The organism is Limimaricola soesokkakensis (genome assembly GCF_900172345.1).
GTDB lineage: Bacteria > Pseudomonadota > Alphaproteobacteria > Rhodobacterales > Rhodobacteraceae > Limimaricola > Limimaricola soesokkakensis.
Window position 1 is genome coordinate 253,000 of sequence record NZ_FWFY01000002.1, and the last position, 22,660, is coordinate 275,659.

20 protein-coding genes and 2 pseudogenes are annotated in these 22,660 nt (G+C 67.9%); 5 read left to right on the plus strand and 17 right to left on the minus strand.

Features of this window, described 5'->3' with window-relative positions:
* Positions 1 to 183 precede the first annotated feature (183 nt).
* The 9 genes from gyrB to mutM form a co-directional block, all read right to left on the minus strand.
* The gene (gyrB, locus tag LOS8367_RS03975; RefSeq protein ID WP_085895152.1) at positions 184 to 2,598 is read right to left on the minus strand and encodes a DNA topoisomerase (ATP-hydrolyzing) subunit B; all 2,415 of its coding nucleotides are present in this window, start codon (positions 2,596 to 2,598) and stop codon (positions 184 to 186) included.
* A 79-nt stretch (positions 2,599 to 2,677) separates the two neighbouring features.
* Positions 2,678 to 3,298 (minus strand): LysE family translocator, encoded by a 621-nt coding sequence (locus LOS8367_RS03980; protein WP_085895153.1) that lies wholly within the window; start codon positions 3,296 to 3,298, stop codon positions 2,678 to 2,680.
* On the minus strand, positions 3,295 to 3,729 hold the full coding sequence (locus LOS8367_RS03985) for a VOC family protein (protein WP_085895154.1): 435 nt from the start codon (positions 3,727 to 3,729) through the stop codon (positions 3,295 to 3,297). Before LOS8367_RS03985 ends, LOS8367_RS03980 begins: the two co-directional genes overlap by 4 nt.
* The gene (gene recF, locus LOS8367_RS03990; protein ID WP_085895155.1) at positions 3,726 to 4,826 is read right to left on the minus strand and encodes a DNA replication/repair protein RecF; all 1,101 of its coding nucleotides are present in this window, start codon (positions 4,824 to 4,826) and stop codon (positions 3,726 to 3,728) included. The genes LOS8367_RS03985 and recF overlap by 4 nt, the downstream gene beginning before the upstream one ends.
* A gap of 49 nt (positions 4,827 to 4,875) precedes the next feature.
* Positions 4,876 to 5,994 (minus strand): DNA polymerase III subunit beta, encoded by a 1,119-nt coding sequence (dnaN, locus tag LOS8367_RS03995; protein ID WP_085895156.1) that lies wholly within the window; start codon positions 5,992 to 5,994, stop codon positions 4,876 to 4,878.
* Positions 5,995 to 6,113: 119 nt separating this feature from the next.
* Entirely contained in the window at positions 6,114 to 7,481 is a 1,368-nt protein-coding gene (gene dnaA, locus LOS8367_RS04000) for a chromosomal replication initiator protein DnaA (RefSeq protein WP_242665496.1), read from the minus strand.
* 704 nt (positions 7,482 to 8,185) lie between these two features.
* Positions 8,186 to 8,452, minus strand: a complete 267-nt coding sequence (gene rpsT / locus LOS8367_RS04005) for a 30S ribosomal protein S20 (protein WP_085895157.1) — start codon at positions 8,450 to 8,452, stop codon at positions 8,186 to 8,188.
* Positions 8,453 to 8,548: 96 nt separating this feature from the next.
* A complete protein-coding gene (locus tag LOS8367_RS04010) occupies positions 8,549 to 9,325 on the minus strand; it encodes an enoyl-CoA hydratase-related protein (RefSeq protein WP_085895158.1) in 777 nt (258 codons plus the stop codon).
* Positions 9,326 to 9,379: 54 nt separating this feature from the next.
* The gene (gene mutM / locus LOS8367_RS04015) at positions 9,380 to 10,231 is read right to left on the minus strand and encodes a bifunctional DNA-formamidopyrimidine glycosylase/DNA-(apurinic or apyrimidinic site) lyase (RefSeq protein WP_085895159.1); all 852 of its coding nucleotides are present in this window, start codon (positions 10,229 to 10,231) and stop codon (positions 9,380 to 9,382) included.
* 30 nt (positions 10,232 to 10,261) lie between these two features.
* On the opposite strand from mutM, the gene ubiE reads away from it, so the two are divergent.
* Together ubiE and ubiB are read left to right on the plus strand one after the other, a co-directional pair.
* Positions 10,262 to 11,059: a bifunctional demethylmenaquinone methyltransferase/2-methoxy-6-polyprenyl-1,4-benzoquinol methylase UbiE gene (gene ubiE, locus LOS8367_RS04020; protein ID WP_085895160.1), complete on the plus strand. Its 798-nt coding sequence runs from the start codon at positions 10,262 to 10,264 to the stop codon at positions 11,057 to 11,059.
* A complete protein-coding gene (gene ubiB, locus LOS8367_RS04025) occupies positions 11,056 to 12,582 on the plus strand; it encodes a 2-polyprenylphenol 6-hydroxylase (protein ID WP_085895462.1) in 1,527 nt (508 codons plus the stop codon). Before ubiE ends, ubiB begins: the two co-directional genes overlap by 4 nt.
* Here the strand turns inward: ubiB and LOS8367_RS04030 are convergent.
* Positions 12,579 to 13,241 carry a flagellar hook capping FlgD N-terminal domain-containing protein gene (locus tag LOS8367_RS04030; RefSeq protein ID WP_085895161.1) on the minus strand — a complete coding sequence of 221 codons (663 nt, stop codon included), beginning with the start codon at positions 13,239 to 13,241 and terminating at the stop codon, positions 12,579 to 12,581. The genes ubiB and LOS8367_RS04030 overlap by 4 nt on opposite strands.
* Before the next feature lie 11 nt (positions 13,242 to 13,252).
* The gene (fliK, locus tag LOS8367_RS18980; protein WP_165761380.1) at positions 13,253 to 13,774 is read right to left on the minus strand and encodes a flagellar hook-length control protein FliK; all 522 of its coding nucleotides are present in this window, start codon (positions 13,772 to 13,774) and stop codon (positions 13,253 to 13,255) included.
* A gap of 814 nt (positions 13,775 to 14,588) precedes the next feature.
* On the opposite strand from fliK, the gene LOS8367_RS04040 reads away from it, so the two are divergent.
* The 3 genes and pseudogenes from LOS8367_RS04040 to LOS8367_RS19455 all read left to right on the plus strand — a co-directional run.
* On the plus strand, positions 14,589 to 14,837 hold the full coding sequence (locus LOS8367_RS04040; protein ID WP_242665497.1) for a rod-binding protein: 249 nt from the start codon (positions 14,589 to 14,591) through the stop codon (positions 14,835 to 14,837).
* Entirely contained in the window at positions 14,834 to 15,178 is a 345-nt protein-coding gene (locus LOS8367_RS04045; protein ID WP_133056286.1) for a flagellar biosynthesis protein FlgN, read from the plus strand. Before LOS8367_RS04040 ends, LOS8367_RS04045 begins: the two co-directional genes overlap by 4 nt.
* Before the next feature lie 221 nt (positions 15,179 to 15,399).
* Positions 15,400 to 15,561 (plus strand): annotated as a pseudogene (locus tag LOS8367_RS19455) (flagellin N-terminal helical domain-containing protein); the annotation flags it as partial.
* On the opposite strand, the pseudogene LOS8367_RS04050 reads toward LOS8367_RS19455, so the two are convergent.
* The 6 genes and pseudogenes from LOS8367_RS04050 to LOS8367_RS04075 form a co-directional block, all read right to left on the minus strand.
* Positions 15,501 to 16,793: pseudogene (locus LOS8367_RS04050) on the minus strand (flagellar hook protein FlgE); the annotation flags it as partial. The pseudogenes LOS8367_RS19455 and LOS8367_RS04050 sit on opposite strands and share 61 nt — an antisense overlap.
* A gap of 69 nt (positions 16,794 to 16,862) precedes the next feature.
* Positions 16,863 to 17,693: a flagellar motor protein MotB gene (locus LOS8367_RS04055; protein ID WP_085895166.1), complete on the minus strand. Its 831-nt coding sequence runs from the start codon at positions 17,691 to 17,693 to the stop codon at positions 16,863 to 16,865.
* 85 nt (positions 17,694 to 17,778) lie between these two features.
* On the minus strand, positions 17,779 to 18,567 hold the full coding sequence (locus LOS8367_RS04060; protein WP_085895167.1) for a hypothetical protein: 789 nt from the start codon (positions 18,565 to 18,567) through the stop codon (positions 17,779 to 17,781).
* A 74-nt stretch (positions 18,568 to 18,641) separates the two neighbouring features.
* Positions 18,642 to 19,412, minus strand: a complete 771-nt coding sequence (locus tag LOS8367_RS04065; RefSeq protein ID WP_085895168.1) for a sulfite exporter TauE/SafE family protein — start codon at positions 19,410 to 19,412, stop codon at positions 18,642 to 18,644.
* 19 nt (positions 19,413 to 19,431) lie between these two features.
* A complete protein-coding gene (locus LOS8367_RS04070; RefSeq protein WP_085895169.1) occupies positions 19,432 to 20,304 on the minus strand; it encodes a ribokinase in 873 nt (290 codons plus the stop codon).
* Positions 20,301 to 22,562, minus strand: a complete 2,262-nt coding sequence (locus LOS8367_RS04075) for an NADP-dependent malic enzyme (RefSeq protein ID WP_085895170.1) — start codon at positions 22,560 to 22,562, stop codon at positions 20,301 to 20,303. The genes LOS8367_RS04070 and LOS8367_RS04075 overlap by 4 nt, the downstream gene beginning before the upstream one ends.
* Positions 22,563 to 22,660 lie beyond the last annotated feature (98 nt).

Consider the following 22,660-nt stretch of genomic DNA (forward strand, 5'->3'; position numbering starts at 1 on the left):
AGCCCCAAGCAAGGCTGCAATGCTGCCTATAGTGGCTGGCAGACAGGAGGTTCAGAGGGTTTTCAGGAACAAGAGCGGATCTTGGTCAGAAAAGCCCCTGCATGATCCCTAGCAGGCAAGCCCATGGGCAAATCGCGCAAGAGCGTGGGGATCGCGCATGATGATGCGCGATCCTACAAGGCTTCAGAAGTCGAGGTGCTCGACGTTGAGAGCGTTCTGCTGGATGAACTCGCGGCGCGGCTCGACCACGTCGCCCATCAGCTTGGTGAAGAGGTCGTCGGCCTCGAGCGAATCCTCGATCTTCACCTGCAGCAGCGTCCGCGCCTCGGGGTCCAGCGTGGTTTCCCACAGCTGGTCGGGGTTCATCTCGCCCAGACCCTTGTAGCGCTGCAGCGTCAGGCCGCGCTGGCCCTCTTCGAGGATCGCGGCCAAGAGATCGAGCGGGCCGTGGATAAGCTGGGTCCGGTCCTTGCGCACCAGCGTCGCGGGCAGGTCGTAGATCTCCTGCAGCGACTTGGTGAAGCTGCCGGTCTTGCGCGCCTCGCCCGAGCGCAGCATCGGCCCGTCCAGCGTGCGCACCTCTTCGACCCCGCGCAGGATGCGCGCCAGCCGGATGCCATGATCCTGGGTGATCCGGCCTTGCCAGCCACGCTCGTATTCGAGCGCGATCAGGTCGAGCCGCTTGGCGACCTTATCGGCCACACCCTGCAGGTCGGCATCGACCGCGCCGGGCACGAAGGCGCCCGAGATCGCGGCCTGTTCGAGGATGTGACGCGGGTAATGGGTCGGGAAGGCGTCGAGCACGCGCTTGAGCTGGCGCGCCTCCTCGACCACGCGGCGCAGGTCGTTTCCAGTGATCTCCTCGCCGGTGCCGAGCCTGAGCGCGGTGCCGTCGGTGCCCTGATGGATCAGGTACTCGTCCATCGCGGCCTGGTCCTTGAGATAGACCTCGGACTTGCCGCGCGACACCTTGTAGAGCGGCGGCTGCGCGATATAGAGATGCCCGCCCTCGATCAGCTCCGGCATCTGCCGGAAGAAGAAGGTCAAAAGCAGCGTCCGGATATGCGCACCGTCCACGTCGGCGTCGGTCATGATGACGATCTTGTGGTAGCGCAGCTTCTTGATGTCGAACTCGTCGCGGCCGATGCCGGTGCCGAGCGCCATCACGAGGTTGCCGATCTCCTGGCTTCCCAGCATCCGGTCGAAGCGTGCCCGCTCGACGTTGAGGATCTTGCCTTTGAGCGGCAGGATCGCCTGGGTGCCGCGATCGCGCCCGGTCTGGGCCGAGCCGCCGGCGCTGTCACCCTCGACGAGGAACACCTCGGTCTTGGAGGGGTCCTTCTCGGAGCAGTCCTTGAGCTTGCCGGCGAGGAAGTTGACGTCCATCGCAGTCTTGCGGCGGGTCAGTTCGCGCGCCTTGCGCGCGGCCTCGCGGGCCAGCGCCGCCTCGACGATCTTGCCGACGATCTGCTTGGCGATGTTGGGGTTTTCCTCGAACCACTCGGAAAGCTTTTCGCCGACGAGGTTCTCGACCGCCGGGCGCACCTCCGATGAGACCAGCTTGTCCTTGGTCTGGGACGAGAACTTGGGGTCCGGCACCTTGACCGAAAGAACGCAGGTCAGCCCCTCGCGGGCGTCGTCGCCGGTGAAGGAGACCTTCTCCTTCTTGGCGATGCCCGAGGTCTGCGCATAGTTGTTGATGGTCCGGGTCAGCGCGCCGCGGAAGCCCGCCATGTGGGTGCCGCCGTCGCGCTGCGGGATGTTGTTTGTGAAGGGCAGCACGGTCTCGTGGTAGGTGTCGTTCCACCACATCGCCACTTCGACACCGATGCCGTCCTTCTCGCCCTCGATCCAGATCGGCTCGGGCATGACGGCATGCTTGGAGCGGTCGAGATACTTCACGAATTCGCGTACGCCGCCCTCGTAGAATAGCTCGGTGTGCAGCGGCTGCGCCGGGCGGTCGTCTTCGAGAATGATGCGTACGCCCGAATTGAGGAAGGCCAGCTCGCGCAGGCGCTTCTCGAGGATGGAGAATTCGTAGTCGAGATTCGAAAACGTCGTGGTCGAGGCCAGAAAGCGCACCTCGGTGCCGGTCTGATCGGTCGGGCCCACCACCTCGAGATGCTTGACCGTATCGCCGCGCTCGAAACGGGCGACATGCTCCTTGCCGTCGCGCCAGATCCGCAGTTCGAGCCAGTCCGACAGCGCGTTGACCACCGAGACGCCGACGCCGTGCAGGCCGCCGGACACCTTGTAGGAGTTCTGGTCGAACTTACCGCCGGCATGCAGCTGGGTCATGATGACCTCGGCCGCCGAGACGCCCTCTTCCTTGTGCATGTCGGTCGGAATGCCGCGACCGTTGTCGCGCACGCTGACCGAGTTGTCGGCGTGGATCTTGACCTGCACGAAATCGGCGTGACCGGCCAGCGCCTCGTCGATGCCGTTATCGACGACCTCATAGACCATGTGGTGCAGGCCCGAGCCGTCATCGGTGTCGCCGATATACATCCCCGGACGCTTGCGGACCGCATCTAGGCCCTTGAGAACCTTGATGGAATCGGCGCCGTAGACGTTGGGTTGCAGAGCGGGTTCAGCCATGTGGGAAATCCTCGGGACGTTACCGGCGGAATATACGAATACTGGTGGGGGATGTCACGGTTTTCCCCCATATTTTGCGCTATAGCAGGGGAATGAGCAGCCCGATGCCGACCAGCATCACCGCCGCCGCGCGGTTGGTCCGGCGCAGCGCCGGCGGCGAGGTCAAAAGTGCCCGCGCCCGGTCGATCGAGGCTGCCAGAACGAGGTTTCCCGCAAGCGGCACGACGAAGGAAATCGCGCAGATCGCGGCGATGTCGGGCCCGGTCAGACCCGACAGGTCGAAGAAGCCGGGCAGCATCCCCATGTAGAACAGGATCGCCTTGGGATTGCCCAGGATCACCGCCAGACCGGCCGCGAAACCGGCCCACATGCCGGGCCGCGTCAGCCGGCTGTCGCGGGCGATGGAGGCGTCGGCATGGCGCCATAGCAGCACCCCCATGGTCACGAACATCGCCGCCGCGACCCAGCGCAGCAATTCCAGAAATCCGCCATAGACCGAGAGCACCCAGCTCACGCCAAGGATGGCGAGCAGCGGCCAGAGCACGTCGCCCACCACCACGCCGAGCGCCAGCGGCCAGGCCGCGTGAAACCCGCCCGACAGCGCCCGGGCGGTCAGCGCCACCCAGACCGGGCCGGGCGTGAGAAACAGCACGAAAAGCGCGCCCGCATAGAGCGCGAGGTCATGCGCGGCGAGAGTCATGCCGGGTCGGGCAGCGTCAGCGACCCGTCCTCGGCCAGCGGCCAGAACGGGTTGTGAGCGATCTCCCAGACATGGCCGTCGGGATCTGCGTAATAGCCAGAATAGCCCCCCCAGAACACCTCTTCGGGCGCCTTCAGCGCCGTCGCACCCGCATCGAGCGCCCTGCGCCACGCGGCATCGACCGCGGCGCGGGTCTCGAAGTTCTGCGCCAGCGTCATCGCCCCGGTGCCGAGGCTCGCGCTTGGCCGCCCCTGATCCTTGGCGAGATCGGCCCTGCCGAACAACCCCAGCACCGATCCTTGCATCTGGTAGAAGGTCACGGAGGGCTGGCTCGACGGGTGCGGCGACCAGCCCAGAGCCTCGTAGAAGGCACAGGCGCGCGCCATGTCGTCCACGCCGAGGGTGATGAGCGTCACGCGCTGTGATGTCATGTCTGGCTCCCGATCCTCGAGACGCCGGCGGTTTCGGTCACCTCGATGCGTTGCGCGCGCTCGCCCAGAGCCTCGAACAGCCCCGGCTCGGTGCCGGTCATGAAGGCCTGCAGCCCCAGTGCGCAGATTTCGTCATAAAGCGCCGCGCGGCGTCGCGTGTCCAGATGCGCCGCCACCTCGTCGAGCAGCAGAACCGGCGGCGCGCCCCCCGTGGCGGCAAGCGCCCGGGCATTGGCGAGAATCAGCGAGATCAGCAGCGCCTTTTGCTCGCCGGTCGAGGCGTCGCGCGCCGCCACCCCCTTGGCGCGCCACAGCGCATCGAGATCGGCGCGGTGCGGCCCGATCAGGGTGCGGCCCGCCGCCATGTCGCGGCCGCGCATCGCCGCGAAGGCCGCCCCGAGCGCCTCGGCCTCCTCGGGCGTTTCGTCGGGATAGATAAGCGCGAGATCAGCGGTGGGAAAGGCGGTCTCGGTCTCGTCCTGCGCGCCAGCAAGGCGCTCGATCGCGGCGCGACGCGCGGTGGAGATGGCCGCGCCCGCCTCGGCCATGCGGCCCTCCAGCGCGCCGTACCAATGCGGATCGCGCACCCCGTCCTTCAGCAGCCGGTTGCGCTCGCGCATCGCCTTTTCATAGTCGAGCACCCGCTCGGCATGGCCGGGATCGAAGCTCAGCACCGCCCGGTCGAGGAATCGCCGCCGCCCCTCGGCCGCCTCGATCCAGAGCCGGTCCATCGAGGGCACCAGCCACAGCACCCTGAGCACCCGCGCCAGCGCCACCTGCGGCACGGTCTTGCCGTCGATCTGCACGGTGCGGCTCTGCCCGGCCTCGGCGCGGGTCTCGATCTCGTGCGGCGCGCCCTCGGCCTCGACCTCGGCCCAGACCTTCCAGCCCAGCCGCTCGGGCCGCCGCGCGATCTCCTCGGCCCCGGCGCGGCGCATGCCCCGCCCCGGCGACAGGAGCGATATCGCCTCGATCAGGTTGGTCTTGCCGGCGCCGTTGGGGCCGAAGATCGCCACCGGCCGACCGTCGAGCGCCAGCTTCGCGCGCTTGTGCGAACGGAAATGCGACAGATCGAGCGCGGTGACGGCCGCCTTCACGCGCGGCCCTCACCGACTTTGTTCTTCAAATACGCAAATCCTGCCCGCGTCACACGCGCATCGGCATGACGACATAGACCGCCGACTGGTCGTCGCCCTCGCGCATCAGGGTCGGATCGCCGGAGGAGTTGAACAGGAACACCGCGTTCTCGCGGTCCACCTGGCTCGCGATCTCCTGCAGGTACTTGGCGTTGAACCCGATCTCGAGCCGCTCGTCGCCATAGGCCACGGCGAGCTCCTCCTCGGCCGCGCCCGAATCCGGGGCGTTCACCGAGAGCACCAGCCGGTCCTCCTCGAGCGACAGCTTCACGGCGCGCGAGCGCTCCGAGCTTACCGTGGCGACCCGGTCCACCGCGCGGGCGAACTCGGACGCGTCGACCTCGAGCCGCTTTCGGTTGTTTTGCGGAATCACCCGGCTGTAATCGGGGAATGTGCCGTCGATGACCTTGGAGGTCAGGGTGATGTTCGGCGTGGTGAAGCGGATCTTCGTCTCGCTCACCGACACCTCGATCAGCGCCTCGTCGTCGTCGAGCAGCTTGCGCAGCTCGTTCACGGTCTTGCGCGGCACGATGACGCCGGCCATCGTCTCCGCCCCCTCGGGCAGCTCGGCGTCAATGCGCGCCAGCCGGTGCCCGTCGGTCGCGACGCAGCGCAGCACGCGGCCCTGCTCGCCCTCGGCCACATGCATGTAGACGCCGTTGAGGTAATAGCGCGTCTCCTCGGTTGAGATCGCGAACTTCGCCTTGTCGAACAGCCGGCGCAATACCGGCGCGGGCGCAGTGAAACTGGCCTCGTATTCCGAGGAGGCCATCACCGGGAAGTCCTCCTTCGGCAGCGTCGCGAGCTGGAAGTTCGAGCGCCCCGCCTCGATCGACAGGCGGCCGTTGCCGCCCTGATCGGTCAGCGTCACCAGCGCCCCGTCGGGCAGCTTGCGCACGATCTCGTTGAGCAGCACGGCGGCGACGGTGGTGGCGCCCGCGGCCTCGACCGTGGCCGGGGCACGGTCGACTACCTCGATGTCGAGATCGGTGGCGCGGAAGCGGACCGTGTCGCCCTCGGCCTCGATCAGCACGTTGGCGAGAATCGGGATGGTGTTGCGGCGCTCGACCACCGACTGGGCCTGGGCGACGGCCTTGAGCAGAACGCCGCGTTCGATCGATAATTTCATGTGCATCGCTCCGCTGTTGTCGCCGACCGGGGCCGGGACTGGAAAACTACCTGTTTTCAGCCCGTCCTCAAGCATTTTCGGCGGCGGCGCGGCGTCACTCTTCGCGCCGGGGGCGCGGCCTATTCCTCGAGCGCGCGGCGCAGCAGTTCGAGGTCATCAGCGATCTGGCTGTCGGTGGCCTTCAGCTCTTCGATCTTGCGCACCCCGTGCATCACCGTGGTGTGGTCGCGCCCGCCAAAGCGGCGGCCGATCTCGGGCAGCGAACGCGAGGTCAGCTTCTTCGACAGGTACATCGCCACCTGCCGCGGCCGGGCATAGCTGCGCAGCCGCTTCGGGCCGATCATGTCCGACAGGCGGATGTTGTAATGCTCCGACACCCGGCGCTGGATCTCCTCGACCGTGATCTTGCGATCGCTGGCGCGCAGGATGTCGGCGAGGCAGTCCTGCGTCATCTCGAGCGAGATTTCGCGGCCCACCAGCGAGGCAAAGGCAAAGAGCCGTGTCAGGGCCCCCTCGAGCACCCGCACGTTGTTAGAGATGCGATGCGCCAGGAACTCGTAGACGCCGGGCTGCACTACGATGCCGGGATACTGCGCGCGGTAATAATCGGCCTTGGCCTGCAGGATGCCGACGCGCAGCTCGAAATCGGTGGGGAACAGGTCCACGACGAGGCCGGAACCCATGCGCGAGGTGATCCGCTCCTCGACGTCCTTCATGGCGCCCGGCGCGCGATCGGCCGAGATAATGATCCGTTTGCCGGCGTCGATCAGCGCGTTGAAGGTGTGAAAGAACTCCTCCTGCGTCGAATCCTTGCCGCCGAGGAACTGGATGTCGTCGACCATGAGCACGTCGACCGAGCGGAACAGCTGCTTGAAATCCATCATGCGCTTGTCGCGCAGCGCGGTGATGAAGCGGTACATGAACTGCTCGGCGGAGGTGAGCACGACCTTCAGATGCGGCTGGCTGGCGCGCAGCTCGTGGCCGATCGCGTGCATCAGGTGCGTCTTGCCCAGGCCCACCCCGCCATAGAGGAACAGCGGGTTGAAGCCCAGGCTGCCGCCCTCGGCGATGCGGCGCGCGGCGGCATGGGCCATCTCGTTGGGCTTGCCGACGACGAAGCGGTCGAAGGTGAAGCGGGGGTCGAGCGTGGCCGAGGGGGTGGCATCGTCATCCTCGAGCGCGAGATGGGCGGAGGCCGCGTCGGTTTTCGGCTGGGGCGCCGCGGGGCGGGGCGCGGCGGCGGCGCTGGCGGACTGGGCGAAGATCAGGCGCTGCACGGCGAAGCCGGCGCGGGCCAGCTGCGTCAGGATCTGGTCGCCGAAATTCTGCAGCACGTAGTTGCCGTGGAAGGTGGTGGGCACGTGGAACCGGGCGACGCCGTCGACCAGCGCCTCGAAGCGCAGCGGCGCGATCCAGGTGGTGTGGTTGTTGGCGCCCACCGCCTGCTTGAGCTCTTCGCTGACCTGCGCCCAGATTTCGTTCGTCATGACCTGTCCCCGACCTGCCTTCATCGTCACCCGGGCGCGCCCGCCGCGCCCGGCCTTGCCATCCACATCCGGGCACAGGCAGTGCGGTCGCCGGCGCGCATGCGCCGACGCTGTTCCGCACCGGACTGACCTAACCTCCGGACCCGAACGGGAGCGGCCAAGGCCGCCGACCCGCTATCGCAGTTCGGCCCGGGATCGGGACATGACGGCATGTGACGCCCGCCGGATGGCGGTCGCAATGCAGACAAGCGCGGGACGGCCAATGGCACGGCCGAGGCCGTGCACCCGTCACGCTCCAGAGAGCAGGCACCCCGTTCGCGGTCCCGATCTGATCGGCCGTGCAGCTGGCCTTCGGACCACCGTGGTGCCGACTCGTCCATGTTCCCCCAGGAACGATGTGAATCGCATGGGCAAGTTAGCCGCTGGCTTTGGAGGTCATCAACCGAACAACGCGCTTGACGACGGACTCCGCTGAATCGAATCCGCGCCGATTTCACCGGTCCCCTGAATCCTAAGGGCCGCGCGCAAGAGCCGTGCGAGGCCGCCACAGCACGTTCCGGACGGCCCCGATATCCTAAGGGATCAACTTGACAGCGAGGTGACGCCAAACCCCGCGATTCTTTCGCAACGGCAGCAAATCGACAATGAAAAAGGGGCGCCCCTTTCGGGGCACCCCTCTGAATTCGTTTGCCTTTGCGGCAAGATCAGGCGGCGAGCGCCTTCACACGCGACGACAGGCGCGACATCTTGCGGGCGGCCGTGTTCTTGTGAACGACACCCTTGGTGACGCCGCGCATCAGCTCGGGCTGAGCTTCGCGCAGGGCGGCCTGAGCGGCGTCCTGCTGGCCGGAGGCGATCGCCTCCTCGACCTTGCGCAGGAAGGTACGAATGCGCGACCGGCGCATCTTGTTGATCGCGAAGCGGCGCTCGTTCTGGCGAGCGCGCTTCTTGGACTGGGGCGTGTTGGCCATGTGTCGAGAATCCACTTGCGGGGTAACTGTTCTGAAGCCGCGTCTCTAAGCCCGAGTCGGCCGCTAGTCAACCTGTCGCGCCGCCTTTTCCACAGCTCAGCGGTCGCGGTATTGCGGTTCGCGCTTCTCGCGGAAGGCGGCCATGCCCTCGGCCTGGTCCTCGGTCGAGAACAGCGCCTCGAACAGACGTCGCTCATAGGCCAGCCCCTCGGTCAGCGGCAGCTCCTGGCTGCGGTTCACCGCGTCCTTGATCGCGAGCACCGAGACCTGGCTCTTCTCGGCGATCTTCGTCGCCGCCGCGCGCGCCTCCTGTTCGAGCTGGCGCGCCGGCACGACGCGGCTGACCAGCCCGGCGCGCTCGGCCTCCTCGGCCGACATGAAGCGGCCCGTGAGGTGCATGTCCATCGCCTTGGGCTTGCCCACCGCGCGGGTAAGCCGCTGGCTGCCGCCCATCCCCGCCATGATCCCGAGATTGACCTCCGGCTGCCCGAACTTGGCGGTGTCGGCGGCGATGATGATGTCGCAGGCCATCGCCAGCTCGCAGCCGCCGCCCAGCGCGTAGCCCGCCACCGCCGCGATGATCGGTTTGCGAATCCGCGCCAGCCGCGCCATGTCGCCGGCATAGAGCGCGCGGCGGTACATCTCGACGAAAGACAGATCGGCCATCTCGGCCACGTCGGCGCCTGCCGCAAAGGCCTTGTCCGAGCCGGTCAGCACGATGCAGCGCACCTTGTCGGAGCGGTCGGCCTCCTCGAGCGCGCCGACCAGCTCGCGCAACAGCACCGAGTTGATGGCATTCATCGCCTGCGGGCGGTTGAGCGTGATGGTGGCGATGTCGTCCTCGGTTTCGACGAGGATGGTGGTATAGGCCATGGCTGTCTCCGGCTGCTTTCGCGAAACCTGACCCGCCCCGCTCCGGCGATCAAGTCACCTCTGGCAGCGCGCGCACAGGAAGGTCGAACGCCCGGACTGCACGATCCGGTCCACCCGACCGTCGCAGCCCGCGGTCGGACAGGCCGCGCCCTCGCGGTCATAGACCCTGAAGCCGTGCTGGAAATAGCCCATCGCGCCATCGGCCTGCCTGTAATCCTTGAGCGAGGAGCCCCCGGAGATGATCGCCTCTTCCAGCACCACCCGGATCAGCGGCACCAGCGAGGCGACCCGCGCCGCCGAGATCCGCCCGGCCTTGCGGCGCGGATCGATGCCGGCGCGGTGCAGCACTTCGCAGACATAGATGTTGCCAAGCCCGGCCACCACGCGCTGGTCGAGAAGCGCGGTCTTGATCGGCACCATCCGCCCCTTGAGCCGCTCCACGAGATAGGCCTCGTCGAAGCGGTTGCCCAACGGCTCCGGCCCGATCTCGCGCAAAAGCCAGTGCGCCTCGACCGCCTCTGTTGCGGCCAGATCCATCGCCCCGAAGCGGCGCGCGTCGTTGAAGGTCACCCGCGCGCCATTGGCCATGTCGAACACCACGTGGTCGTGCTTTTCCGGCGCGGGATGTTGATGATGGAAATTACCGAGCTTCATGCCCGACACGGTCATCCGCCCCGACATGCCCAGATGCACGATCAGCGTCTCGCCGCCCGACAGGTCCGCGAGGATGTATTTCGACCGCCGCCGCAGCCGCTCGACCCGCTGCCCCGAAAGTCGCTCGGCCATGCGTTCTGGAAACGGCCAGCGCAGGTCGGGGCGGTTCACATGGGCGGTCTCGATCACCACCCCCTCCATCGCGGGGGCAAGCCCGCGACGAACCGTCTCGACCTCTGGCAATTCGGGCATGGGTTCTTTCTTTCGGCTGTCGCGGCCTATATGCCGCCACTGAGCCCTATCAAGGCATCACGGCGGCACGGGACAAGACCCTTGAGCGACGACCAGACCACGCATTTCGGCTACCAGACGGTGCCCGAGGACGAGAAGGCAGGCCGCGTGCGCGGGGTCTTTACCTCCGTCGCCTCGCGTTACGACGTGATGAACGACGTGATGAGCGTCGGCATCCATCGGCTCTGGAAGGACGCGATGATGGACTGGCTGGCACCGCGTCCGGGCCAGAAGCTTCTCGACGTGGCCGGCGGCACCGGCGACGTGTCGTTCCGCTTCCTCGGCCGCGCCGGGCATGGCCATGCCACGGTCTGCGACCTCACCGAATCCATGCTGGTCGAGGGCCGCAAGCGGGCCGAGGCCGAGCGGCTGGGCGACAGCCTCAACTGGGTGGTGGGCGACGCAATGGCGCTGCCCTTCCCCGACAACAGCTTCGACGTCTACACGATCAGCTTCGGCATCAGGAACGTCACCCGGCCGCAGAAGGCGCTCGACGAGGCGTTCCGGGTGCTGCGCCCCGGCGGCCGTCTGATGGTGCTGGAGTTCAGTCAGATCCCCAACGAGATGATGCAGAAGGTCTACGACCTCTACAGCTTCAACATCATTCCTGCGATGGGCCAGCTGATCGCGAACGACCGCGACAGCTACCAGTATCTGGTGGAATCGATCCGCCGCTTCCCGGACCAGGAAACCTTTCTCGGCATGGTCGAGGCGGCGGGTTTCGAGCAGGCGAAGTACCGTAACCTGAGCATGGGCATCGCCTGCCTGCATTCGGGGTGGAAGCTCTGAGGGGCCCGCACAACCTGATCCGGCTGATCCGCACCGGCGCTACTTTCGAGCGCACCGGCGCGATGGCCGTGGTGCTCGACGCGATGGACGCGCCGCGCCCGCTGCGGCTGGCGATCCGGCTCTTCGCCGCGCCGTTCCGCTGGCTTGGCTACGAGGGCGACCCTGAGATGCCCGCCGCCACTCGCGCGATCACCGCGCTCGGTCCCGCCTATATCAAGTTCGGCCAGATCCTCTCGACCCGGCCCGACGTGGTGGGCGACGAGCTCGCGGTGCAGCTGCGGGTGCTGCAGGACCGGCTCGCCCCCTTCCCCACCGCGCAGGCCAAGCGGGCGATCGCAATCGAGCTGGGCCAGCCGGTCGATCAGCTCTTCTCGGAGTTCTCCGAGCCCGTCGCCGCGGCCTCTATCGCCCAGGTACACCGGGCGCGCCTCGCCGAGACCGGCGAGACCGTCGCGGTCAAGGTGCTGCGCCCCGGCATCGAAAAGGCGTTTCGCCGCGACATCGAGGCGTTCTACTTCGCGGCCCGGGTGATCGAGCGGCTGTCGCCCGCCTCGCGCCGGCTGCGTCCCGTGGAGGTGATCGCGCATTTCGAGAGCGTGGTGCTGGGCGAGCTGGACCTGCGGCTCGAGGCCGCGGCCGCGGCCGAGTTCGCCGCCAACACCGCCAAGGACGAGGGCTTCGCCGTGCCGACGCTGCGCTGGCACCTCTCGGGGCGGCGGGTCATGACGATGGGCTGGGTCGACGGCATCGGCGCGGCCGAGGTGGCCGAGATCGACGCCGCCGGTCACGACCGCAAGCGCCTCGCCGCCCGGGTTCTGCAGCTGTTCCTCGCCCATGCGCTGCGCGACGGCTATTTCCATGGCGACATGCATCAGGGCAATCTCAAGGTCGGCCCCGACGGCACGCTGATCGCGCTCGATTTCGGGATCATGGGGCGGATCGACGAATACACTCGCCGGGTCTATGCCGAGATCATCTTCGGCTTCATCCGCAAGGACTACAAGCGCGTCGCCGAGGTGCATTTCGAGGCGGGCTACGTCCCCGCCGACCGGGACGTCGATGCCTTCGCCTCGGCCCTGCGCGCCGTCGGCGAGCCGATCTTCGGCATGGACGCCTCGCGGATCTCGATGGCGCGTCTGCTCAACTACCTGTTCGAGGTGACCGAACGCTTCGGCATGCAGACCCGCACCGAGTTGATCCTTTTGCAGCGCACCATGGTGGTGGTCGAGGGCGTGGCGCGTACGCTCGACCCGCATATCAACATCTGGGAGGCCTCGCGCCCGGTGGTCGAGGATTACATTCGCGAAAGCATCGGCCCCAAGGCCGTGGCCCGCGATCTCGGCCGCACGATACAGGTGCTGTCGCGCTTCGGTCCGCGGCTGCCCGCGATGGCCGAGGCGGCGCTGGTCCGGCAGAGCCACCCCGAGCCGAAAGAGCGGCGGCGCGAGTTGCCGCCGCTTGGCTGGATCGCCGTCGGCGCGGCGCTGACGGCGGCGGCGGGCTGGGTCGCCTCGCTGGTCTAGAAGGCCTCTCGCAGCGCCGTGACCTGCGCCACAGGCACCAGCCCCCCGCCATCGAGCAGCAGCATCACGCCCCCGGCCTCGAGCCGAGCCTCGCGCACGCGGCCATAGGTTTCGACCACGTCGCGGCCGATCTCTTCCTCTCCGGACAGGCTGGCGATGGCAAGGCCGTAGTCACCGGCCGGCAGCGGCATGCCTCGCGCATCCGTACCGGCCCACTGAAAGGATTGCGGGCCGGGCGGGACCTCGTGGCGCATCACCTCGCGGCCTGCGGCATCGCTCACCACCAGCAGACCGGCCTCCGCCCCCGGCCGGGTTTCGAAGCCGATATCCAGGGGCGCGCCGTCGAATGTGGCGGGCAGCGGGGCGCGTACCTCACGCCCGACCCAGACCGCGACCTGCGACAGCTCCCCCTGCCCCTGGCTTTCCGACAGCGCCGCCAGCAGCTCGTTCGTCCGCACCTGCTGTTCGACTCCCGAAAAGGTCGCGAGCTGCACCGCGTAGTCGGCGGACTCCATCGGTTCGAGCGGATCCTGATTGCGGATCTGCGCCGTCAGCATCTTCAGGAACATCTGGAAATCCGCGGCATCGGTAAGGCCGGGGCGGCCTTCGGCCCGAACGGGCGCCGGCAACTGGGCGGTGGCATCTGGTATCAGGGTCATGTCGGCCTTTCCTAGAGACGGAGATCGAGGCCCGTGAGGGGCGCTTCCACTGAAGGGTGGGGGATTGCGGCGCTTGGCCCCTCTCCCGGCGGCAAGGGGTCCTGGTGATCCAGGCCGCCCTTTTTCCGCGGCGGCGTCCCATCGCCCCCCCGTCCGTCCTCGAAGCCGAGGCTGACGGAACGGTAGCCCAGCGCGCGAAGCTCCCCGGCAAGCTCCTGCAGGTGCCGCCGGATCAGCTCGGTCGTGTCGCCGCGTTCAGCAGCTATGATCAGGGTGATCCGGTCGCCCTCGGTATGGATCTGCATCGCCACGCGGCCCAGTTCCTCCGGGTCGAGCCTCAAGTCGACCCGCCCTCCCGCCATGGCGCTGATCTGAGCGGTCTGTTGTGCCATCTGCTGCGCCACCGAACGCGGCGTCGTCGCAATCCGCATCTCTTCGGGTGCCCCCTGGCTCCGATCCGCCGGGACCAGCGCGCCCCAACCCTCCGGTCCCGGCACGTCGGCGTTGCCGGGTGCCGAAGGATCGGGGGCCACCGGCCCCGGGGAGGAATCCCCCGCCAAAGCAGAAATTCTTCGGACCGCCACCGTAGCCTCCTTTGCCCCGGCCACGTCAGTCCTGTCGCTATCTCCTAACTGCGCGGCGGGAAGCGAGGCGTGGTTCGTTGGGGCAGTTCTGCTTCGTATCCCAGCCCTCTCCGTTACCAAGCTGCCTCGGGCTGGCCCTTCAAAGTGCGGCACCAGTCCCGCTTCCCCGACTGCGCTAGCACGATGGGCAGAATCCATCGCTGAGACCAACCGCGTTCCGGATATTGCCAAACCAGCCGCGCTTCGGCCGTTCGGCCTCTGCATCGCATCCGCTTCAAAATCCGGAGCCCCCGCCTCAGCAGGTTCCGAACCGACTCGCCCAAGCTCGGCGGCGGGGGGAATGGGGCTGGACCCCCAACCCGAGGGGCCTGCCTTCTTCGCGGTTGGGGCAGGTTTCGCCGAACGGGGTGCCGGAACCGCGAGTACCGGTTCTTCCACCTCTTCGGTTTCCTCGCGCCTCGCCTCGACCCCGCCCTCCCGAGTTCCGTTTCGTCCTTCGCCTCCCTCCGAAACCAGCGCCGCGAAACCCTTCCCGCCCGTCGAAGCGGCCATCACTCCCCGCGGCGGGATGGGCCTATTGCCCGGACCAAGAAGCGGGTCGAACATGCGGCGTCCCTTCGACGTGTCGGCTTGGATGCAGCATGGCCGGAAAGGCTTACCGTATCTTTACCGGGTGACGGAATGATCGAGGCCGATCCCTGTGGAGAAGAGATTTGCCATGATTCCCCAGACCTCCCTCTCACCGCCGTCGGCAGGACCGTCCGTGCATGACATCAGGCCAGCCGCCCCTGACCCGCTCTGGCGCGCGGCCCAGGCGCTCGAGGCCGGGTTCCTGTCGGAACTCCTGCGCCTCTCGGATCCCGGCACCCCCGATGCGGGCTTTGGCGGGGGCCCGGGCGAAGCTCAGTTCCGGTCTTTCCTGATCGAGGCTCAGGGCGAGCGCATCACTGCCGCCGGCGGCATCGGGCTGGCCCGGAAACTCTACGCCGCCATGGGCGGGCCGGATCGATGAAGCCTCCCCTGACGGACCGGTTGGCCGAACTGCTGGCGACCGAGCGCACGGCACTCCTGTCAGGGCGCCTGGCGGATCTTGGCCCGATGCTCGACACCAAGACAGCTCTCGTAGAAGCGTTGTCGACGCAATCGCAGAACCGGGGCGCGCTCGCCGCTATCGAAGCGGATCTGGCCCGCAACGCCCGTCTCTACGAGGCGGCGTTGGCGGGCCTGCGCGAGGGAGAGGCCCGGGCGGCCGCGCTGCGCCGTGTCGAGGGCGGCTTCGCCACTTATGACCGCAACGGCCGGCCCCGCCCCGCCGCGACGGCCGCCGCACCGGCGCTGCGGCGCGGGGCCTGAACGGTTCGAGTCGAATGCCCCGCATTCGGGCCCCGCACATTAGGACCCGCTTAAGCCCGGCTTGCGACAAGAAAGCCGTCACCGGATCAGCCGGCGACAGATGGCGGCGGGATACGACCCGGTCCGCGCGACGTCAGAATGGCCGTCCGAATGTCCGCGCCCGGCGCGGGCCTGCATTGAAACCCGGCGCGCGATGGCCGCCGAGCTTTGGGACCATACATATGTCCAGCATTCTGACCAATAACGGCGCGATGGTCGCGCTACAGACCCTCAAGGGGATCAATTCGAGCCTCTCCAAGACCCAGACCGAGATCTCGACCGGCAAATCGGTCTCCTCGGCGAAGGACAATTCGACGGTCTGGATGACCTTGGCATTGGTCGAATAGGCGCGCTGGGTCTGGATCAGCTGGGTCAGCTCGGACGCGACGTCGACGGTCGATTCCTCGCGCGCGAAGCCGACGATGTCACCGGTGGGGCCGTCGCCCGCGTTCCACAACAGCATGTCGCCGCTGTCGCGGGTCAAGGTGTAGGACTGGCCGTCATGGGTTTCGAGCCCGTTGGGGTTGGGCACGTCGACGAGCGGCACCTGATAGATGCGGCGGCTCGCGCCATTGTCGTAATATGCATGGACGAATCCGCCGGGATCGACCTCGACGGAGGTCATGTTGCCGGTGGCCGCGCCGTCGCGGCTGATCGTCAGGGGCGAGAACAGCGCCGCGAGCTGCGACAGCCCGCCGGACACGTCTCCCGCGCCGATATTCACCGAGATCGGTCCGCCCGCCACCTCGATCTCGAAGGCGCCGGTTTCGGGATCGTAGTCGCCGCCCTGCGTCGCCGTGACAGAGAGAAGCGCCCCGCCCGCCTCGCGGCTGTCCTCGAAGGTAAGGGTGTATTCGCCCACCAGCGTGTCGCCGGCGGCGCCGTCGGTGATCTGCATCACCCATTCGTTCGTCGGCGCGCCGCCCGCCGCCGGCAGGCTCGGCGTGAAGGTCAGGCCGAGCTGCTGCGTGGTGCCGAGATTGTCGTAGTATTCGACCGTCAGCTCCTCGGGCAGACCTTCGGCGCCCTCCTGCGTCGAGGTGGCGGGCAGGTTGATCGCGAGCGTCACCTCGGTGGTGGGAATGCCCGAGAGCTGCCCGGCGGGCACGCGCACCGGCTGCAGCCCGCCGATCGTGTCGCGTGGAAAGGTGCCGATCGACCCGTCGAGCCCGGCGGGCCAGCCCAGCAGCGTCTGCCCGTCCGGCGTGCGCAGGTAGCCCTCTTCGTCGGCGCGGAACGAGCCGGTGGTGGCGAGCCGGAAGTCCGCATCGTCGCCGCCGATGATCGCGGTGGCGCTGACCGGCAGGAAGCCGCGGCCGCGCACCGCGAGATCGGTGGGGTTCGAGGTCGAGGACAGCGCACCGCTTTCGTCGACCAGCCGCTGCGACGTGGTCGCGACCCCGCCTGCCACGTAGCGGCCCGGGCCGCTGCCCATCATCAGCGAATGGAAATCGGTAGTGGCCCGGCGATAGCCGAATGTGGCCGAGTTGGCGATGTTGTCGGAGATCGTCGCCAACCGGTGGGCATTGGCCGCGAGGCCGGAAACGCCGGCGCTGAGAGAGGAGGAGATCGTCATGGTGACCTTTCCGGTGAAACGGGTGGAGCCTGTCCCTTTCCGACCTACAGCGCCGGGCTTAAGGCGGCGCTAATGGGGGCGCAGCAGCGTGATCTCGAGCCGGTCGCTGCGCGGCGCGGCGGGCCCCTCGGCCGAGGGATCGCGGTCGCCAAGACCCGTGACGCGGCGCATCCGCGCGGGCGCGAGCCCGGCCGCGACCAGCCCCTCGCGCGCCGCGTCGGCCCGGCCCGAGGACAGGCGCCAGACCGGGTTGTCGGCCAGCACCACCGGCCGCGCGGCCAGATGCGCCGCCACGGCGACAGGGTTCTCGACCAGCGCGGCGGCCTGCGCCACGAGCCCCAGAAGCTGGGTCGTGACCGGCAGCGGCGCGGTCTCGCCGGGGGCGAAGATCGGCGCGCCCGCGCGCGCGAAGATCTCGATCACCAGCCCCTCCTCGGTCAGCCGCGTCACCACGTGGCGCAGCGCCTCGCGCGCGACGAGGCTTTCGCCACCGCGGCCGAGCAGCACCTCCTCGATGTCGCGCAGCGCCGCCACCTCGGCGAGGGCGGCCCCCTCGCCCGGCGGTCGCGGCAGGTCTTCGGCAAGAGGCGGCAGGGCCGTGGAACTCGCGCCATCGACGCCGGAGGCGCTGAGCCGTTCGCTGCTGGACAGGGAATCGCCCGCGAGCACCTTGTCGCCGCCGCCCGAGGTGCGGCTGATCGCGATGGTCGGGGCGAAATAGTCGGCCAGTCCCTTGCGCTGCTGCTCGGTGGTGGCGTTGAGCAGCCACATCAGCATGAAGAAGGCCATCATCGCGGTGACGAAATCGGCATAAGCCACCTTCCAGGCGCCGCCGTGATGGCCGCCGCCGGCGACGACCTTCTTGCGCTTGATGACGACCGGCGCGTTCTGGGCTGACATGCGCTCTCCCCCGGGCCGGAGCGGCCCGAGTCCCAAAGGCTAGCGCCCCGAGGTTAAGCCCGGGTGTAGTGGCAGGGGGCGGCGCCTATCCCTGCCGGGGCCTGCGGGCCACCGGCGTCACCAGGGTCTCGGGCCGCCGCGCCTCGGCCGCCTCGAACAGCGAGAAGGTCTGGTTCACGTAGTTCACCGCGCCCGAGATCAGCTCGAGATATTCCAGCAGTTCCGGCGTGCGCTGCGCCTCGACCATGGCCACGCCGCGATCCTGCGGCAGAGTCTCGAAACAGGCATAGAACAGCGGATCGCCGCGCGCGATCTTCAGGGGCTTTTGCGGCTCGTGCCATTCGAAGGCCCACATCAGCGGCCGCGGCCAGACATTGATCGGAAAGCGGCCGCCGAAGATCGTGCCGGGCAAAGGCTCGCGGCTGTAATGCATGAAGGGCGCGACCTGGCTCATGTAGACCGGCTCGTCGCACAGAAACAGATAGGGCAAGGAGAGCTGCAGCGTCGGCACGCCGGGGTGGCGCCATTCGGCCTCGCCGACGAGATGCAGCTTGTCGCCGAGCTTGCTGGCGCGGATCGTGCTCGCCGCACCGTTCAGGTTCTTCAACACCGGCTTGCCCTTATCGTCACGGGCGAAGCCGATATGGATGTCGAAGGGGCAGCGGATCAGGAAATGGCGGCTTTCGAGGTTGATTACCGCCGGGCAGCGCGAGGCCGATTTGGCATGGCTGCGGTCGAGATCCACCGAGCGCACCCGTTCCGGCGGGGCATAGATGATGCCGGCCTTGGTCTCGTTCAGGCACCAACCGACCGTGACCGGGCCGCTGTTGGAACCGGTATCGCGGGTATTCTCGAAACGGACGGACAACTGCATGAAACGAACACCTCGAAGCTCTACTGGAAGCGGACCATGCCCGACCACGAGGGGCTGTCAAAGCCCCAAACGCATCAGAGCAATGCCGAGAGCCCGTCCCAGCACAGCTTGAGACCCACGAGGACGACCATGGCGTACATCACCGGATAGAAGATCTCGGCCCGCATCCTGCGGACCACGAAGGCCCCCGCCAGCGTCGCCCCGACCGCGAGCGGCAGCAAGGTGGCCGCCGCTATGAGATTGGCCGCGTCGAACTGCCCCAGAAAGGCGTAGGGGATCACCTTGATGGCGTTCACCACGGCAAAGAAGATCACGCTGGTGCCGGTATAGAGCCTCGGGTCGAGCCGGAGCGGCATCGCGTAGACTTGGTACGGCGGACCCCCCGCATGGGCGACGAAGCTGGTGTAGCCCGCGAGCGTGGCCCAGAGCGAAGCGCGCATGATGCTTTCGGACCGGGGCGCGGCACGGCGCGCGGGGCCTGACAGCAGCCAGCGTGCCGAAAAGGCCAGCGCCACCACGCCGACGATCAGCCGCACCACCGCGTCCGAGACCAACGCCGCCGTCAGCCAGCCGATGCCGATGCCGATCGCGGCCCCCGGCAGCATCCGCTTCAGCGTGCTCAAATGGTACTGGCCGCGCCAAGCCCAGAGGCTGATCGCGTCCATCACAAGAAGGATCGGCAGCAGGATGCCCGCCGCCTGCACCGGCGGGATCGCCAACGCCATGATCGGCACGCCCAGAAGCGCCAGCGCGCCGCCCAGCCCCCCCTTGGAGAGCCCGACGAGCACCACTGCGACGCAGCCTGCGAGCTGGGCCGAAGGCTCTGAGAAGACGAATTGCTGCATGCTCGTCTCTGCGGCGGCCTCAGAAACGCGCCGCCTCGACCTCCTCGCGCGAGGGGATCGCATCGGCCGCGCCGTGGCGACCGACCTTGAGCGCTCCGGCCCGCGCGGCCAGTTCGAGCGCCCGCGGCATCGGCAGGCCCTCGGACAGCCCGGCGAGCAGGTAGCCGGTGAAGGTGTCGCCCGCGCCGGTGGTGTCGACCGCCCTGACCTTGGGCGCATCGACATGGTGGCGCGTGCCCGTCGCGGTCTCGATCCAGTCGCAGCCCGCCGCGCCCAGCGTCACCACGACATTCGGCACTGGTAACTCCTCCATCGACGTGCCCAGCGCCTCCGAAAGCTGGCGCGCCTCGACCTCGTTGAGAACCAGAAGGTCGAGATGCGGCATCACCGCGCGCACCGCCTCGCCCGCGAAGGGGGCCGCCGCATAGGCCACGGTGAGACCGCGCGCCCGGGCCTGCGCCGCCGCTTCGACCTGGCCGTTGGTCTCGTTCTGCGTCACCAGCAGATCGCCCGCGACGGCCCCGTCCAGAGCCTGTTTCACGGCGTCGAGGTCGATCTCGCGATTGGCGCCGGGCCAGAGCGTGATCGCGTTCTCGGCCTGCGCGTCCACGGCGATGATCGCATGGCCGCTCGACCCCTCGCGGCGCTGCACATGGGTGCAATCGACGCCGTAGCCTTCGAGCCGCTCGATCATCCAGCCGCCATCCGCGCCGACCGCACCGAGATGCGCCACTCGCGCCCCGGCCCGCGCCGCCGCGACCGACATGTTGGTGCCCTTGCCGCCAAGACCGTGATTCAGCGCGGTCGCTGCCAAGGTCTCGCCCGGGGTCGGGATATGCGGCACGGCATAGACGTGATCGGCGTTGATCGAGCCGAGATTCCAGATCGTCATGCGCGGCGCGCCTTGCAGGCAGCCATGACGGCCATGTTGACGATGTCGTTGACGGTCGAGACGGTCGAGCAGATCTGGATTGGCTTGTCGACGCCCGACAGGATCGGGCCGATCACCGTGGCGCCAGCCATCTCCTGCATCAGTTTCACGCTGATCGAGGCCGAGTGCCGCGCCGGGACCACCAGCACGTTGGCCGGGCCGGTGAGACGCGAGAAGGGATAGTTCTCCTGCCCCTTTGGGTTCAGCGCCACGTCGACGGCCATCTCGCCCTCGTACTCGAAATCGACATTGCGCCGGTCGAGTACGCCTGCGGCGGCATGCATCTTGGTCGCGCGCTCGGAAACCGGGTAGCCGAAGGTCGAGAAGCTGACGAAGGCCACGCGCGGCTCCAACCCGAGTTCACGCGCCACCTGCGCGCCCTGCGTCGCGATGTCGGCGAGATCCTCCTCGTCGGGCCATTCATGCACCAGCGTGTCGGCGATCAGCACGATCCGGCCGTTATGCATCACCACCGAGACGCCGACCGCCCCGTCATGCGGACCCGCGTCGAAGACGTGGTTCACCAGCTCCATCACATGCGCCGATTTGCGGGTGGCGCCGGTGATCATGCCGTCGCCATGGCCATGCGCCAGCATCAGCGAGGCAAAGACGTGCCTGTCGCGCCCGGCAAGGCGATGGATGTCGTGCTGGTCATGGCCCTTGCGCTGCAGCCGCTCGTAGAGGAACGCCTTGTAGGTATCGAGATGCGGCGTGTTGGCGGCGTTGACCACCTCCAGCTCGGCCGCCGCATCGGCCATGCCCTCGGCGGCGAGCTTCTCGGCCACGTCGTCGCTGCGCCCCACCACCAGGGCCTTGCCGAAGCCCGAACGCTGGTACTGCACGGCGGCGCGCAGCACCCGCGGGTCGTCGCCCTCGGCGAAGATCATGGTGGCCTGCGCCGCCCGCGCCCGGGCGTTGAGCCCACGCAGCACGCTCGCGGTCGGGTCCATCCGGCCCTTCAGCGCCTGCTGGTAGTGCTCCATGTCCTCGATTTCCCGCCGGGCCACGCCGGTGGCCATGCCGGCGCGGGCGACGGCGGGCGGAATCCGGTGGATCAGTCTCGGATCGAAGGGCGTCGGGATGATGTAGTCGCGCCCGAAGCTGAGCTTCTGGCCATAGGCCAGCGCCACCTCGTCGGGCACCTCCTCGCGCGCCAGCTCGGCCAGCGCCTCGGCGCAGGCGATCTTCATCTCGTCATTGATGGCACGGGCATGGATGTCGAGCGCGCCCCGGAACAGGTAGGGAAAGCCAAGAACGTTGTTCACCTGGTTCGGATAGTCCGAGCGCCCCGTCGCCACGATTGCGTCCTCGCGAACCTCGTGCGCCTCCTCTGGCGTGATCTCGGGATCGGGGTTGGCCATGGCGAAGATCACCGGGTTCGGCGCCATCGACCTGACCATCGCCTGCGTCACCGCGCCCTTGGCCGAGACGCCGAGGAACACATCGGCCCCGTCCATCGCCTCTTCCAGCGTCCTGAGCGACGTGTTGGCGGCGTGGGCCGATTTCCACTGGTTCATGCCCTCGGCGCGGCCCTTCCAGATCACGCCCTTGGTGTCGCACATGATGCAGTTGTCGTGCTTGGCCCCCATCGACTTGAGCAGCTCGAGACAGGCGATGCCCGCCGCGCCTGCGCCGTTCAGCACGATGCGCACATCCTCGATCTTCTTGCCCGACAGGTGCAGCGCGTTGAGCAGCCCGGCGGCGCAGATGACGGCGGTGCCGTGCTGGTCATCGTGGAAGACGGGGATGTCCATCTCTTCCTTGAGGCGCTGCTCGATGATGAAGCATTCGGGTGCCTTGATGTCCTCGAGATTGATGCCGCCGAAGGACGGGCCCATCAGCCGCACCGCGTTGCAGAAGGCGTCCGGATCCTCGGTGTCGAGCTCGAGGTCGATCGAGTTCACATCGGCGAAGCGCTTGAACAGCACCGACTTGCCTTCCATCACCGGCTTGGAGGCCAGCGCGCCGAGATTGCCGAGGCCGAGCACGGCGGTGCCGTTCGAGATCACCGCGACGAGGTTGCCCTTGTTGGTGTAGTCATAGGCGGTCTCGGGGTGCTCGGCGATCACCTCGCAGGGGATCGCCACGCCGGGGCTGTAGGCGAGGCTCAGATCGCGCTGGGTGGTCATCGGGACCGTCGCCGTCACCTCCCACTTGCCGGGGCTTGGGGCCTCGTGGAAGTTCAGCGCGTCCTCGCGCGTGAAACGGGGTTTGGCCATCGCTCGTCCCTTCTGTCCCTTGGACGCACAGGCATAGCGGGATGCTGCGGCGCGGCGCAACGCCCTAGCGTCAGCGCGGCTGCGGGGTTTCGCGCGGC

What these genes read in the sequence shown, in the direction of transcription:
- LOS8367_RS04010 (WP_085895158.1), bottom strand. Translation starts at nt 9,325, where the DNA reads ATGGCCTATACCACCATCCTCGTCGAAACCGAGGACGACATCGCCACC.
- rpsT (WP_085895157.1), bottom strand. Translation starts at nt 8,452, where the DNA reads ATGGCCAACACGCCCCAGTCCAAGAAGCGCGCTCGCCAGAACGAGCGC.
- mutM (WP_085895159.1), bottom strand. Translation starts at nt 10,231, where the DNA reads ATGCCCGAATTGCCAGAGGTCGAGACGGTTCGTCGCGGGCTTGCCCCC.
- LOS8367_RS04030 (WP_085895161.1), bottom strand. Translation starts at nt 13,241, where the DNA reads ATGACCCTGATACCAGATGCCACCGCCCAGTTGCCGGCGCCCGTTCGG.
- LOS8367_RS03980 (WP_085895153.1), bottom strand. Translation starts at nt 3,298, where the DNA reads ATGACTCTCGCCGCGCATGACCTCGCGCTCTATGCGGGCGCGCTTTTC.
- LOS8367_RS04045 (WP_133056286.1), top strand. Translation starts at nt 14,834, where the DNA reads ATGAAGCCTCCCCTGACGGACCGGTTGGCCGAACTGCTGGCGACCGAG.
- gyrB (WP_085895152.1), bottom strand. Translation starts at nt 2,598, where the DNA reads ATGGCTGAACCCGCTCTGCAACCCAACGTCTACGGCGCCGATTCCATC.
- LOS8367_RS04060 (WP_085895167.1), bottom strand. Translation starts at nt 18,567, where the DNA reads ATGCAGTTGTCCGTCCGTTTCGAGAATACCCGCGATACCGGTTCCAAC.
- LOS8367_RS04070 (WP_085895169.1), bottom strand. Translation starts at nt 20,304, where the DNA reads ATGACGATCTGGAATCTCGGCTCGATCAACGCCGATCACGTCTATGCC.
- LOS8367_RS04055 (WP_085895166.1), bottom strand. Translation starts at nt 17,693, where the DNA reads ATGTCAGCCCAGAACGCGCCGGTCGTCATCAAGCGCAAGAAGGTCGTC.
- LOS8367_RS04075 (WP_085895170.1), bottom strand. Translation starts at nt 22,562, where the DNA reads ATGGCCAAACCCCGTTTCACGCGCGAGGACGCGCTGAACTTCCACGAG.
- LOS8367_RS03985 (WP_085895154.1), bottom strand. Translation starts at nt 3,729, where the DNA reads ATGACATCACAGCGCGTGACGCTCATCACCCTCGGCGTGGACGACATG.
- dnaN (WP_085895156.1), bottom strand. Translation starts at nt 5,994, where the DNA reads ATGAAATTATCGATCGAACGCGGCGTTCTGCTCAAGGCCGTCGCCCAG.
- ubiE (WP_085895160.1), top strand. Translation starts at nt 10,262, where the DNA reads ATGCCGCCACTGAGCCCTATCAAGGCATCACGGCGGCACGGGACAAGA.
- LOS8367_RS04065 (WP_085895168.1), bottom strand. Translation starts at nt 19,412, where the DNA reads ATGCAGCAATTCGTCTTCTCAGAGCCTTCGGCCCAGCTCGCAGGCTGC.
- dnaA (WP_242665496.1), bottom strand. Translation starts at nt 7,481, where the DNA reads ATGACGAACGAAATCTGGGCGCAGGTCAGCGAAGAGCTCAAGCAGGCG.